Origin of the sequence: Rathayibacter caricis DSM 15933 (genome assembly GCF_003044275.1) — a bacterium.
Taxonomy (GTDB): domain Bacteria; phylum Actinomycetota; class Actinomycetes; order Actinomycetales; family Microbacteriaceae; genus Rathayibacter; species Rathayibacter caricis.
Genome location: NZ_PZPL01000002.1, coordinates 192,451 through 205,094 on the forward strand (window position 1 = coordinate 192,451; position 12,644 = coordinate 205,094).

Consider the following 12,644-nt stretch of genomic DNA (forward strand, 5'->3'; position numbering starts at 1 on the left):
GGGGGGTCGAGGGGGGTCTCCCCCTCGTGCGAGCCGGCCCGTTTCGGGTCGGCCCGCACGCGCGCTCAGAGCGCGAGCGTATGGAGCATCAGGAGGGTGGAGCCGATGGGGGTACCGAAGTCGGTGTACTCCTGGGTCGCTCGGCGGTTGCTGATGAGGTCGAGGGCAACCAACTCCTCCTCGGACTCGTCGGTCATCGGGTCGGGGTCGCCGTCCCACGCTCGGAGCACGGTCCGGTCGGCGTCGAGGAGTCGCCAGAGTCCCCAGACTCCGGCGACGGGGCCAGTCGTCTCGTACTTGAACACGAGGGCGGTCGCGGTGGGCCAGCCGTGCGCGGCCGCAGCAACGATCAGCGCACGCGCGGCCGCAGCGACCGCGGCCTGGTCGCCGGTGGCGGTCGCTGCGTCGACGGCCGCTTGCGCGTCACGCAGCGCCGGGGTGTGCCCCCACACGTCGACGTCGACGGTGGGAGTCGTGGTGGTCGTCATGGTGAGCCTTTCTCCAGCGTCGTACCGGAAGGCGGGGACAGGCATGCCGCCGGTCCCCGCGGAGTGGACTAGCCGAGGCCGTCCGCGGCGGCCTGCACCTGCGGCTTCCGCAGGAGGGCCGCGGATTCGCGCAGCTGCCGCAGAACCGGGTTGAGGTCCGTGGCGCTCATCGCGCGAACATCGCGGTCGGGGCGCTGAGGAACGCGATCAGCGCGGCCGCGTAGTCGGTCCCGTCGTCGGCGACGGGGAACCCGCCCGGGGTGCCCTCCCCCGGCAGGGTGAGCGTGTTGCGGACGTGCGCGAGGATCTCGGCGTCGGTGGCGGCGGCGTCCTCGTCGGACTCGGCGCGGCGGGTGGTGAGGATGAGGGCGAGCTGGGCGGCGGTGGCGCGGCCTGTGTCGGTGGGGGTCATCGTCTGGTCCTTTCAGCGGGTGACGGTCTGGGCGTGACGGCGGATCGCGGCTCGGCGGGCGTACATGACGCACAGGCGGAACGAGCCGCTGGTGAAGCCGTGCAGCTCGTCGGAGTGCCACGCCTCCCACGTCCCCGAAGGGCGGCGGGTGACGAGCACGGACGGCGTGGTCTTCGGGTCGGTGCCCTCGACGCGGACGCTGACCGCGCGGGTGTTCGCGAGGGTGAGGTAGGTCTTCGCTGTGGTCTGCGGAACGGTGGTGGTCTGCATGGTGTGGGTGCTCCCTCTGGCTGATCGTTTTTCTTTGCCTCTCCGGCGGGGAAAACCGTTTGAGTGGAGGCGGCGCAGTGACGCCGATCACGGGCGAAATAAGCCCGCAGGGCGCGTCCGGGATCGGTGGCACGTAGCCGCTGGAGCGAAATAGGTTGAGACCGCGGAGAGGTGAAGAAAACGCGGGGAATGGGCCGCATCGCGGCCTCCTATTCGCGGCGCTCTGTCGCCGCTGCGCGAGTGCAGCTCGCGCCCCCGGAACGGGATGTCGGGGAGTGTGAGGGGGTCGCCCCTCGCGGGCACGCCGTGCTGGCCCGGCATGCCCGCGACGCGCATTCCCAGCTGCGGCAACTCGGGCGTGCGGATGCGCGTCTGACCAGCGTTGTCAGAGGTGTCTCGTACTGTCCTCTTGTGAGCAAAGCCAGCGAGAGAGCGAGTGCCGCTGAGGCTGGTCGCGCGCAGTTTGCTCGAGTCCGACTAATCAACGAGGAACTCGACAGGCTCGGGACTGACGCCGCTGAGCGCACCGCGAGCGTCAACGGGAAAGCTTCGTTTCTCGCGGTTTCTGCTGGCGTCCTCGTCGCAGCGTCAACGGCGCAAGTCTGGACGGTTGCAGCAGCTTTCGGCGTGCTCGCCCTCGTTCTAGCTTGCGCTTCACTCACCTGCGCGGCCGTTGCGTTGCGTCCCGCCGGGAGGCCTGGCATCGAGGCGCAACGCCTGGTCGATCGCTACGTCGACTCGACTCAGTCAGCGTCGCAGGTTGAAACACAACTGGTGCGCGACAAGGCGGCAGTGCTGAGCGCACGCGAGACCGATCTCCGCGCTCGAGCAACGTGGGTATGGGTCGGCTTCGCGGCTCTTGCCCTTGCAGTAGCTGCCCTGACGCTCGTCTTCGCAGCAGAAACTCTTGGGAGCTGAAATGGGACGACCTGACTACGACGACAGCACCGCCGGTTCTAACAGCTCAAACGATGATGAGAGCGAGTCGAATCTAGGAACGCTCTACGGCACCGGGAACGACACGCTGGGGCACCTCACCCATGGCGACGACCCGGACTCAACGACATCCCTTGGGATCTTCACGGAAGGCAAAGATGGCCCGGCCTGAGTACGAAGAGTCCCGGCCCGCACCGGGCGGGAACGAGAGTTCCACCGGCCCGAATGAGGGCAACATCGGTTGGCACCAGAACGGGCTACCGGACGACAAGGTCGAGCGCCGCGGCTGATTGCTCGAGGCCGGCAGCACCTCGCCTCTCTCTGCTTACTCGACTGCGGGGGCGGCGCTGCGGCGCGGGATGCGCTGCGCGGCCGTCGTGACGACGGCGGTCGCGCGGGTGAGGTTGGGGCCGATCGCGTCGGCCTCGACCACTCGGCCGGTGCGGCGGTTCTCTCCCTCACCCCAGGCGACAGTGTGCTCGTAACCCACGACAATCACGCCGTCGCCCTTGTGGAGAGAGGCGAGCACGTGCTCGCCCAGCTCGAACTTCGCTTCCACGAAGTGCGTCGTCGGAGCCTCGTGCGCGGTCCACTCCCCTCCGCGGAACTCTCCCGTGTTCTCGATCACGCGCAGCTTCACGATCTGCACGCGGCCCGCCTGCACGGCCTCGGGGTCGGTGGCGAGGTTCCCGGTGATCGTCCTGGTGCTCATCTGTCGTCTCCTGCTCGTTCGGTTCGTGGGTCGTCCCGTCGACGTCGGCGGGATCTCGTTCGCAGCATCGGCCGCGGGGGTGTCGGTGGGGGGCGTCTCGATGCCCCAGGACGCGAGAGCGTCGCGCCGGGTGACCTCGACGGGCGGCTCGGACAGCGCCCTGCGCTGCTCGAGCTCGGCGCGCGTCACGGCGACGCTCGGGAGACGCCGCTCGTCGCCGTAGGCGAGGCGGTAGTACCGATCCGCCTCGTTCTCCAACCAGTCGACCTCGCCCTGACGGTCCGCGCGACCGGCGAGGTACCCGGCCCGGTACTCGTCGCTCGAGGCGTCCGGGCCGGTCACGCTGCGTGCTTCTCGATGAGGTCGGGGCGGAAGCCCGACCAGTGGTCCTCGTCGCTCGCAACGACCACCGGGGCCGCGGAGTAGCCCAACTCCTCCGTGACGTAGGCGAGCGCGGCGGGGTTGGTCGTGATGTCGACGGTGGTGTACTCGATGCCCTTCTTCTCGAGCACCCGGTAGGTCATGGTGCACTGCACGCACGACGGCTTCGAGTAGACGGTCAGAGCCACGGGTCCGCCTCCTTCCAGTAGTCGGCGTGGTCGTCGAACTCGTCGATGTTGCCCTGTGTGGAGTGCATGAAGAGCCACCAGTCGGCCGCCTCGTGGTGACCGGCCTTCTTGAGCAGATGTGCGATCCCGGTGACCTCTTCGCAGTCGAGGGGGGGCGCGACTGCCTTGGCGATGTCGATGCGCGTGAGGGGCGTGAGGTAGGCGGTGACGGCGGCCCCGTAGGTGGCGACGGCGTCGGTCTGCTGCTGCTCGGTCATCGCTTCGATCCTTCCGGGGTGTGGGCGTCGCCCTCGTCGTCGTCGGTCGCGTGCTCCGCGATCCACAGGTCCGCGGCCTCGTCTCGTCCGAATGCTCGCAGGAGTCCGGCCAGCGCGTCGATCTCACTGCAGCTCATTCGAACGGCCAGATCGTCGGCGGTGTCCCCGTGGGAGAACACGGACACGAACTCGGCGACCGCCTCCGGGAGGGTCGGTGCCTGCGGTCTGGTGGTAGCGGTGTCAGTCATGGTGAGTCCTCTCGTCGTTGATGCTTGCGGGTCCCGGGCGGTTGGTCCTGCCCTGCCCCTCCCCCTCGTTGTTTTGCCGAGAAGGCGGTTCTCCGCCTGAGCAACCGGAGGGCGCAGTGCAACCCGCAGGGCGGCGGGTGGAGAGAGTTTCGGCGCGATGGGAGGGAGCGCAGCGACCGCGTGCCGGAAGTCTCGGAGGAGCCGGTGGCGCAGCCACTTGAACGGAGCCCGGAGGTAGCTACGAGGGAGCGAAGCGGACGAGCCGCCGGAGGCTTCACGGCAAAGAAACGTGAGCCCACCGGGCGAACAGCAGCGGCCGGCAACGCCGGCCGGGCCTCCGGGCGGCGCTCCGTCGCCGCCGCACGAGCGCAGCTCGCGCCCCGGAACGGTACACCCGGGGAGTGTGAGGGGGACGCCCCCTCAAGGGCTACCTACCTATCTAGGTAGGTAGCCCGCTCCCGTTCAGCTCGCCGCGGCCGTGTCCTGGGCTGCCTTCTCGGCCGCGGCCTGGCGGGCGACGTCGACTTCGGCGGCGGTGCGGTGTCCCTGGATGTCGGAGTAGGCGACTTTGTAGGGGCGGGTTCCGTCGTTCCAGTCGAGCGCGACGGTCACGCTCTTGGGGTTCACGCGGGTCACGACGTGCCAGCCGAACCGGTGCTTGATCATGTCGCCCTTGGCGATCGTGTCGCGGCTGTGGATCGTCACCTGTCCCGCGGCGGCCTGCGCCTCGCGGACGTCCGACCAGTAGTCGCGCTGGTCCTCGAGCTGCGCGCGCTGGGTGAGCAGTCGCTCCCGGTAAGCGCCGGTCGCGGGGGCGGTCGTCCCGATGTAGCCGCCGCCGAAGTTGTGCGAGCTGCCCTCGATCTTCCGCGTGCAGGCGCGAATGTCGGTGTCGAGGCGGTCGATGCGGCGGGCGACCATTCCGGGGGCGTAGCGGTGTTCGGTGGTGTGGGCGGCGACGTCCGCGCGGACGCGGGCGCGGGTAGCCTCGCGGTCGGCCTCGACGCTGCGGCCCATCGCGTTGTGCGCCTTCTCAATCGCGTTACGGTGCCGCGTCTCGGAGTGGTGGCCGATCTTGATCGGCTCGCCACCCTCCGGGAGCCGATCGAACGCGCGGCGCGCGGCCGCGTCGGCGGTGTCGGCGTCCGCGCTGCGGCGGTCGGCCTTCGCGTCGAGCGCGTCGACCCGGGCAGCCTGGCGCTCGAGGGTCGCCGCCTCCGCCTCGATGGCCGGGCGGAACGTCTCTTCGGCCTCGATGATGACCTCGTGTCCCGCGTCGCGCAGGGCGGTCGCGGCACGGTTGATGGTCCACCACTTCGGCAGGCGGTCCCGGGACTGCGGGACGTACCAGGCGCCAATGGAGAGGCCCCAGCGCCAGCCGGACGCCTTCAGGATCTCGGCGTTGCCGTCGCCGCGGCTGGTGCCCTCGATGAGGGTTCCGGCTTCGGGGGTGTGGGTGATGGTGAGCATGTCGGTTCTCCTTCTCGTCTCGGGGGTCAGTCGTTGTCGCGGTAGTCGGCGGGCGTCTCGCTGCGGTCGTGCAGCGCGTACGCGGCCGGGTACAGGTCGAGCGCTCGCGCGACGTCGACCGGAACGACGACGTAGGCGCCGGAGGCCATGTAGCCGACGCGATCCGCGGGCACCGGGTCGACGGGCTCGAAGTGCTGCAACGTCACCCCGGGAAGTCCCGCGCGGCCCTCGCGGGTGACCAGGTGCACGGCCGGGGTCTGCTCGGTCACCGGGTCACGGCCACCGGCGCCGACGATGACCACCTGACGGGCGGTCCGGCTGATCCCGTCCGCTCCGGGTCCGTGGTACTCGCTCGTGATGACCTCGGTACGGGTGCCGCGCTGCTGACTCATGGTGTGTCTCCCTCTGGCTGATCGTTTTTCTTTGCCTCTCCGGCGGGGAAAACCGTTTGAGTGGAGGCGGCGCAGTGACGCCGATCCCGGGCGATGTGAGGGAGCGCAGCGACCGCGTTCGGGATCGGTGGCACGTAGCTGATGGAGCGAAATAGGTTGAGACCGCGGAGAGGTGAAGAAAATTGCAGGAACGGGCCGCGAAGCGGCCTCCGATCGGCGGCGCTCTGTCGCCGCTGCGCGAGTGCAGCTCGCGCCCCGTAGAAGAACTCCCAGATGGCGCGGCTGAAATTGTGCGCGTCCGTCAACACATGACGGCACTCGCTCACCGCCCCGTGATCCAGCCCGACGCCGACCTGACGCCGTGCGTCGACTTCAAGCACAGCATCATCGGCTGACCCGCACCTCGAGCACGTTCACGCGATGAGTTCCGCAAACAGCGACAGCCATTTCGACGCCAACGCGGGAGGCGCCGCCGATGTCCGCGCGTGGGTGGCAGCGCGTGAGGGGCTGATCGTCGAGACGATCGCCGTCGGAGCCGTGGGGTTGATCGGGGCAACTCGTCGGATCAGGGCCGAGGTCGCCCTCGCACTCGTGACTGAAGAAGCGCACACGACGGAAGCGACCTGACCGAGCTCGCACGCGACATCCTCACCCGACGTCCCCACGCCCCGACAGGAGTACTCGCGGAATTGCTCGGTGCACGGGACTCCGCAGTCCTCGCCGGCCTCCTCGAGGAACTCGCAGAGCCATCGAACACCACAAGCTCGGTCAGCTCTGCACCGAGCGCCTCACAAACGCCGTGGACGTAGAAGGGACCCCGGTCACCTAGGAGGCTTCGGAAGCCCTCGCTCTCCGGCTTCGACGACGAGGATGAGCGCGCACGGCCCCGCCGCTAGAGAAAGGCGGTCGTCGCTGACAATCCCCTCGTCTCGTCGCCGCCGCTTCAGCAGTGTGAAGGTATGAGGAAGCTGTACTACTCCAGCGGTCACGTGCTGGTCGCTGACGTCACCTGCAAGGCCGTTCTCCGCCGCAGCATCTGATTCACGCCTTCGGTCATGACGCCGTCGGTCGCCGCACACCCTCGAGCATGGCGGTCAGGGCAGTCATCGCGGCTGCGAGGTCCCGCTTGCGATCCGCAGAATGCGCGATCCACAGCGCCGCTTCGTTCAACGCGCCGGAGAGCAAAAGCGTGACAGCCCGTGGATCAACATCCGTCAGGGCTCCGGCCATGTGAAGAGCGACCACCGCTTCCTCGAGATGCCGCGCGGAGTTGACCTCGTCCAGATCGCGCCACCGTGACCAGCCGACCACCGCCGGACCGTCAACGAGCAGGATCTGGCGCGTGCCCTCTTCAGTGGCCACGTCGAGGAACGCCTCGCACCCCGCGAGTAGCTCGAGCCACCCGCGCTCAGACAACCCCTCCGCGGGGACCACGACCGCCTCTGCGGCGGCCGCCACTCGCTCTCCCACCTCCCACTGCACCTGCTCGAGCACTGCCTCGAACAGCTCGCTCTTACTCGCAAAGTGGTGGTAGAGCGCACCTTTGGTCACCCCGGCGTCGGCCACGATCTGCGACAACGACACCGCAGCGAAACCTTGCCGCGCGAAACGAGTGCGCGCGTGCGCGATGAGGGACTGCCGTGTCGCGTCTCCACGCTCGCTGCGCTGCATTCACACATCTTGACATACCGGCGGTATGCCTCGTACCGTCAGAACATACCGATGGTATGTGCATGGAGGAGCGTTATGGAACTGCAGAGCCTGTACCCCGTCGTCGCGACCGACCGTGTGGCTGACGCCGCAGCCTTCTACGTTGAGCACCTCGGCTTCGTGCGGACGTTCTCGACCGATTGGTATGTGAGCCTTCGCCGGCCTGGCCCCCCGGACGTCGAACTCGCCTTCGTCGATGCCACCCATCTCACGATCCCGGACGGCTTCCGCCACCCGGTGCGCGGGCTGCTCATCAACATGGAGGTCGACGACGTCGACGCCGAGTGGCAACGCCTCGTCATCGAGGGCGGACTCGAGCCCCGGCTCGCGATTCGGTCCGAGCCTTTCGGTCAGCGGCACTTCATCCTCGCCGACCCTGCAGGCGTTCTCATCGACCTCATTACTGAGATCCCGCCTGCCGACGACTACGCCGAAGCCTTCGCAATTGAAGCAGGCACCATCCAGAGACCCTCAGCTCTGTTAGGGCCTCAGAGACGAGCGCATTGAGCTACAGCAAATGCGTAAGGTTCACGCTGGGGGATGAACGACCTCGCCATCGGGCAGCAAGGCGAGACCGTTGCCCCCGATCGTGTGGTGCAGCCGCGTCGGTCGGGATTCCTCGCGGAGTACGCAGCTCGTCCGCCAGTATCACCTACCCGTCGACGCCGCTGGATCACCGACCGCGAAGTCGAGGTGCAACCGCTCGCGGACGGGCCTTTGGGAGCGAGTCACTCGAGGATGGTCGCCGACTCGTTCAAGAGTGATCTTCACACCTGCGGGTCCCTGGATTGCGACTCACGCCGGTTGTCGCCCACAGGTTTGACGCGTCCGCAGGCCTACGACTGCAGTTAGATCACCCGGGCCTGACCGACGAAGGCTCCGTCACCGGGACCCCGCGAGCTCCTCCTTGGAGGCGTTCTCCTGAATGATCACGGGCGAGGCGTGGATGCAGACGATACGGAGGGTGCCGGGGCCGGTGTTCGTGAAGGCATGCCAGACGTCGGCGCGGACGACTGCGCTGTCGCCGGCGAGTGCGATGAACGTCTCGGCGCCGACGCGAATGGTCGCCTCGCCTTCGAGGACGGTCCAAGTCTCGGTGTACGGATGACGGTGCAGTCCTGGTCCCTGTCCGGGGTCATTGGTGACGAGAAAGAAGGAGACGGCGGATCCGAACGCGATTCCCTCGAAGCGCAGCGTCCGGGAATCGCTGACGCGAATGTCCTCGGCGTTGATGATGACGGTCATGACGTCTCCCTTCGATTCGTTCGAGCATGGAGCGGGCGTCGGCTACGCCGTTAGCCTTTCGGTGTGCGTCGAAAGCGGGTGGAGTTCCGGTTGGCGTCGGACGACGTCTCGGCAATCCGGTTCGGGGTCTCCCCGGGGTACGAGTTGTGCCATGCGGTTCGCGTCCTCGCCTCCCCGCAGGCGCACCCTCTTCAGTGGGGGTGGTTGCGCGGCGCACGCAGACGCGTGCCGAGTGCTGCGTTCGATTTTCTGCGGCTCGTGATCGGTGACGACGGGTACCTGCCGGATTTCCTCACGTCGACGCCGAGATGGGATCTCACCCCGGAGCAGGAGCATCAGCGATTGACCGAAGCGGATCTTCGCCCGATGGTTGTGGATCTCGGCAAGCGGGCCGATCGGGCTACGGGGTCCCAGCGTGACGCGCTCCTCACGCTTCGAGACGACCCGGAGCGCACCCGCGTCCTCGTGAGCGACGCGTGGCGGGAGCTGTGGGAGGCGGTGCTGGCACCGCACTGGCCCGTGATCCAGCAGATCCTGAGCGCTGACATCGCTGCCCGATCACGCCGGACGAGCAGCGACGGCATCGGTGCGATGGTGAACGCCATCGATGACGCGATCAACTGGAAGCCGGACGCGGTCGTCGTCGAACTCGCCCGGCACGACGAGGTGCTCGACTGCCGAGGAAGCGGTCTGGTGCTCGTACCCTCGGTCATGTCCCGCCGCTGCGCGGCGCTGACCGAGCTCCCAGCCCACCCGACCCTGTTCTACCCGGCTCTCGGTGTGACGGAGTCGTGGACGAGCTCCGCCGCGGACACCGCGAGCTCGGTGATCGCCCTTCTCGGCGAGGGACGCGCGCGCATCCTTCTCAGCCTTCACACGCCGCTGTCCACCTCGGAAGCCGCGGCGGCCGCGGGCCTCGCGATCTCCACCGCGTCGCACCACCTGAGCGTCCTCCGCGCGGCACACCTCATCAGCTCTCGCCGAGAGGGCTCCTCCGTCGTCCACGACCGGACTCCGCTCGGAGAAGCGCTCGTGAACGGCGCCTCCTGAACGCGCTGCCCCGGCACCCATGCAGTAGCCGGGTTCCGCGGGATCCGCGTTTCGAGCGAGATCGAAAGGCTGTGCTCTTTGGTGCCGTGCCGGAAGTCTGGGCGCGTCGCTCGCCGCGACTCTCCTGAACACTCCGCACCATCAAACAAAGGGAATCGACATGACCGAGTACTTCCTGACCGTGCCGCACGACACCGCCGACGAGCCCACCATGGAGTCGATGCAGGACCTCGACCCTGCGTTCCTCGAGCAGATGATGACGGCCGTCGACGCCTTCAACTCCGCCCTCAAGGAGTCCGGTGCCTTCCGCTACGCCGGCGGCCTGCAGCCGCCGAGCACCGCGAAGACCGTCCACATCGAGGAGAAGACGACCCGAGTGCTCGAGGAGCCCTTCGTCGCAGCACCGTCGTACGTGGGCGGTTTCTGGATCATCGAAGCCGACGACGAGGCCACAGCGACCGCCTGGGCGGAGCAGGCCGCGCGAGCCCTCGGCAGCCGCATCGAAGTGCGCGCCCTCCAGGAGGAGCTGTCCGAGGACTGACCGGGCATGCGCCGGAAGCGCGACGTGGCGCGTCCTGCCCTCGACAGCCACTCGAGGGGAGGCCGCGTCACGCCGCGTTCACCCCGCACTCGTAGCCTCCACGCATGTCCGAGAGCATAGGCGGCAGAACGCATGCACACCGGCGAGCACGTCGAAGGGCTGCGCTCCTGGTCGGCCTGCTCATCGCGCTGATCGTCGCTGGCGCGGCGCTCTGGCAACGCGCCAACCCCTTCGTCATCGAGACCGCAATCGAGATCGAGGCCCCACCGGAAGTGGTTTGGGACGTCTTGACCGACTTCGAGGCGTACCCGGAGTGGAACCCCTCGCTTGTCGGCATGACCGGCGCCCTCGAGCCGGGCAGCACGCTCCGATTCGCCACCGATGCGACCGACGAGGCCCTCGTCTTCGAACCCGTGGTGCGCGAAGTCAGAAGGTATGAGCACCTGCGGTGGGAGGGCACCCTCCTGATCACCGGGCTCTTCGACGGTGAGCACAGTTTCACCCTTGAACCGACAGCGGCAGGTCACACCCTCCTCACCCAGGCAGAGTTTTTCCGAGGAGTTACCGTACCCTTCCTCACCCGGTGGCTCACCGACAACACAAAGCCCGACTTCATCGCGATGAACGAAGCACTCAAGACACGCAGTGAAGACTCGGCAGGCCACTAGCGTCCGTCGCTTCACATATGTCAGTCGTCCCGAATCGAGGAACTGCTCAAGAGCGCCCATCGCTCGATGAGCGCCGACATGCCTCCAGGATTCCGGAGGCGATTCCACAAGGCAACGGATACGGGCGTGCCGCGACTCTCGCCCGAGGCGTCCTTCTGGTGAGCGGTCGGCCATGCCTCACGAAACGCCGAGTGGACATCAGAACGCGCGGTCAAGTTGCGCCCGGTAGTCGCGTTCGTACTGAGATGCCGAGGAGGCGTCGGCAGCTGCCGCCGCGACCTTCGTCCAACTCGCACCGCTGCCTTCAGTCTCTTGACACTGTCGTCGACCCATCATCATCATCTCAATGACGCTCGGTGGCGGCGTGCCACCGACATCCGCAGAGAAAGGGCGCACCGATGCCCACCACGATCTTCGTCAACCTGGCCGTCACCGATCTCGCCCGGTCCCGGGCGTTCTTCGAATCGCTCGGGTACTCCATCAACGAGGGCTTCAGCGACGAGAACGCCGTCAGCGTGGTGATCAGCGACACGATCACCGCGATGCTGCTCACGCGGGAGTTCTTCGCCGAGTTCACCAGCAAGCCGATCATCGACGCCACCACCTCGACCGAGGTGCAGCTCGCCCTCAGCGCCGAGAGCAAGGACGAGGTCGACGCCGTTCACGAGAAGGCCCTCGCCGCGGGCGCGACGCCCGCCGGCGAGCAGGACCACGGCTTCATGTACTCGAAGAGCTTCGACGACCCGGACGGCCACCACTGGGACTTCGTCTGGATGGACCCGGCCGCCGCAGCCGGCGGTGCGCCGGAGCTCAGCATCGACGAGATCCGGGGGAACACGACGCACAGCTGAGTCGCTTCCCATGGCTGACTCGTCGTCGAGACCACCCCGAAAAGAACCGTGGGCCGTCGGCTAGGAGTCAATTCGGCCGTGGCTATTTGTCCCGATATTCAGCACAGCGTCCGCAGGAATGGAGGCGACGATGGCAGCCGATGAAAGTACTTCCCGGCTTGTGATTCTCGGACCGCGCGATTTCCATGCGGCGTCAGGAGTAGCGGATTGGCGGGTGCTGTTCTGGGGAGCTCACTGCTTCTACCGCACCACCTCTTTCGCGGAGGCCGCCGCCTTCGTCGTTGGCATCGCGGAGGTAGCGGAGCGCCTTGATCATGCTCCCGACATCGATATGCGCGCGGAAGGCGTCACTGTGCGTACCTGCAGCCGACCGGACGGAGCGTTGAGCGTCGCTGACGTCGATCTGGCCGCCGCGGTCAGTGTCGTCGCGCATCGACTCGGCCTCACGTCCGACCCGAGCATGCTGCAGGTCGTGGGGATCGCCGTGGCCCAAGACGCCGGCATCGATACGCGACCGTTCTGGGAGGCAGCCTTCGGCTATGAGCGCGTCGGGGAAGAAGACCTTCTCGACCCGTTGCGACGCGGACCACATCTCTGGTTCCACGAGCTGCGCACCCCGCGCCCGGGCCGAGGACGCACCCACATCGACGTCTCGGTGCCCGCCGACGAGGCCGAAAAGCGCGTGCAGGCTGCTGTTACCGCCGGCGGCCGCATCGTGGACGCCAGCGAAGCCCCCAAGTGGTGGACCCTCGCCTCACCCGACAACCACGGCATCGACATCGCCGGATGGGCCGATTGGGACGGCTAAAGCCCAGCTGAGTTCCG

At 67.7% G+C, this 12,644-nt stretch carries 19 protein-coding genes; 8 read left to right on the forward strand and 11 right to left on the reverse strand.

Features of this window, described 5'->3' with window-relative positions:
* Positions 1-65: 65 nt before the first annotated feature.
* The 3 genes from C1I63_RS18990 to C1I63_RS19000 form a co-directional block, all read right to left on the reverse strand.
* Positions 66-488 carry a hypothetical protein gene (locus tag C1I63_RS18990; protein WP_107576119.1) on the reverse strand — a complete coding sequence of 141 codons (423 nt, stop codon included), beginning with the start codon at positions 486-488 and terminating at the stop codon, positions 66-68.
* 166 nt (positions 489-654) lie between these two features.
* Entirely contained in the window at positions 655-900 is a 246-nt protein-coding gene (locus C1I63_RS18995; protein WP_107576120.1) for a hypothetical protein, read from the reverse strand.
* 12 nt (positions 901-912) lie between these two features.
* Positions 913-1,170, reverse strand: a complete 258-nt coding sequence (locus C1I63_RS19000) for a hypothetical protein (protein WP_107576121.1) — start codon at positions 1,168-1,170, stop codon at positions 913-915.
* A 411-nt stretch (positions 1,171-1,581) separates the two neighbouring features.
* On the opposite strand from C1I63_RS19000, the gene C1I63_RS19560 reads away from it, so the two are divergent.
* Complete coding sequence (locus C1I63_RS19560; protein WP_146168506.1) at positions 1,582-2,088, forward strand: hypothetical protein; 507 nt, start codon at positions 1,582-1,584, stop codon at positions 2,086-2,088.
* Positions 2,089-2,431: 343 nt separating this feature from the next.
* Here C1I63_RS19560 and C1I63_RS19005 read toward each other — a convergent pair whose 3' ends face one another.
* From C1I63_RS19005 to C1I63_RS19030, 6 genes are all read right to left on the reverse strand, one after another.
* Positions 2,432-3,160: a single-stranded DNA-binding protein gene (locus C1I63_RS19005; protein ID WP_107576122.1), complete on the reverse strand. Its 729-nt coding sequence runs from the start codon at positions 3,158-3,160 to the stop codon at positions 2,432-2,434.
* Complete coding sequence (nrdH, locus tag C1I63_RS19010; RefSeq protein ID WP_107576092.1) at positions 3,157-3,387, reverse strand: glutaredoxin-like protein NrdH; 231 nt, start codon at positions 3,385-3,387, stop codon at positions 3,157-3,159. The genes C1I63_RS19005 and nrdH overlap by 4 nt, the downstream gene beginning before the upstream one ends.
* The gene (locus C1I63_RS19015; protein WP_107576123.1) at positions 3,378-3,644 is read right to left on the reverse strand and encodes a hypothetical protein; all 267 of its coding nucleotides are present in this window, start codon (positions 3,642-3,644) and stop codon (positions 3,378-3,380) included. Before C1I63_RS19015 ends, nrdH begins: the two co-directional genes overlap by 10 nt.
* On the reverse strand, positions 3,641-3,892 hold the full coding sequence (locus C1I63_RS19020) for a hypothetical protein (protein WP_107576124.1): 252 nt from the start codon (positions 3,890-3,892) through the stop codon (positions 3,641-3,643). Before C1I63_RS19020 ends, C1I63_RS19015 begins: the two co-directional genes overlap by 4 nt.
* A 462-nt stretch (positions 3,893-4,354) precedes the next feature.
* Positions 4,355-5,362: a DUF3560 domain-containing protein gene (locus C1I63_RS19025; protein ID WP_107576125.1), complete on the reverse strand. Its 1,008-nt coding sequence runs from the start codon at positions 5,360-5,362 to the stop codon at positions 4,355-4,357.
* A gap of 26 nt (positions 5,363-5,388) precedes the next feature.
* Positions 5,389-5,754, reverse strand: a complete 366-nt coding sequence (locus tag C1I63_RS19030) for a hypothetical protein (RefSeq protein WP_107576126.1) — start codon at positions 5,752-5,754, stop codon at positions 5,389-5,391.
* Between the two features lie 420 nt (positions 5,755-6,174).
* Between C1I63_RS19030 and C1I63_RS19035 the strand changes: the two genes are divergently transcribed.
* A complete protein-coding gene (locus tag C1I63_RS19035) occupies positions 6,175-6,381 on the forward strand; it encodes a hypothetical protein (protein ID WP_107576127.1) in 207 nt (68 codons plus the stop codon).
* A gap of 426 nt (positions 6,382-6,807) precedes the next feature.
* Here the strand turns inward: C1I63_RS19035 and C1I63_RS19040 are convergent, their stop codons facing one another.
* The gene (locus C1I63_RS19040; protein WP_107576128.1) at positions 6,808-7,425 is read right to left on the reverse strand and encodes a TetR/AcrR family transcriptional regulator; all 618 of its coding nucleotides are present in this window, start codon (positions 7,423-7,425) and stop codon (positions 6,808-6,810) included.
* Between the two features lie 75 nt (positions 7,426-7,500).
* On the opposite strand from C1I63_RS19040, the gene C1I63_RS19045 reads away from it, so the two are divergent.
* Complete coding sequence (locus C1I63_RS19045) at positions 7,501-7,971, forward strand: VOC family protein (protein WP_211315696.1); 471 nt, start codon at positions 7,501-7,503, stop codon at positions 7,969-7,971.
* 375 nt (positions 7,972-8,346) lie between these two features.
* Here C1I63_RS19045 and C1I63_RS19050 read toward each other — a convergent pair whose 3' ends face one another.
* Positions 8,347-8,709: a cupin domain-containing protein gene (locus C1I63_RS19050; protein WP_107576129.1), complete on the reverse strand. Its 363-nt coding sequence runs from the start codon at positions 8,707-8,709 to the stop codon at positions 8,347-8,349.
* A 258-nt stretch (positions 8,710-8,967) separates the two neighbouring features.
* On the opposite strand from C1I63_RS19050, the gene C1I63_RS19055 reads away from it, so the two are divergent.
* From C1I63_RS19055 to C1I63_RS19075, 5 genes are all read left to right on the forward strand, one after another.
* The gene (locus tag C1I63_RS19055; RefSeq protein WP_280523139.1) at positions 8,968-9,759 is read left to right on the forward strand and encodes an ArsR/SmtB family transcription factor; all 792 of its coding nucleotides are present in this window, start codon (positions 8,968-8,970) and stop codon (positions 9,757-9,759) included.
* Between the two features lie 160 nt (positions 9,760-9,919).
* Complete coding sequence (locus C1I63_RS19060) at positions 9,920-10,300, forward strand: YciI family protein (RefSeq protein WP_107576131.1); 381 nt, start codon at positions 9,920-9,922, stop codon at positions 10,298-10,300.
* A gap of 104 nt (positions 10,301-10,404) precedes the next feature.
* Entirely contained in the window at positions 10,405-10,968 is a 564-nt protein-coding gene (locus C1I63_RS19065) for an SRPBCC domain-containing protein (RefSeq protein WP_107576132.1), read from the forward strand.
* Between the two features lie 398 nt (positions 10,969-11,366).
* Positions 11,367-11,819, forward strand: coding sequence for a VOC family protein (locus C1I63_RS19070; protein ID WP_107576133.1), 453 nt, complete (start codon positions 11,367-11,369; stop codon positions 11,817-11,819).
* 130 nt (positions 11,820-11,949) lie between these two features.
* On the forward strand, positions 11,950-12,627 hold the full coding sequence (locus tag C1I63_RS19075) for a VOC family protein (protein ID WP_159989478.1): 678 nt from the start codon (positions 11,950-11,952) through the stop codon (positions 12,625-12,627).
* Positions 12,628-12,644: the final 17 nt, after the last annotated feature.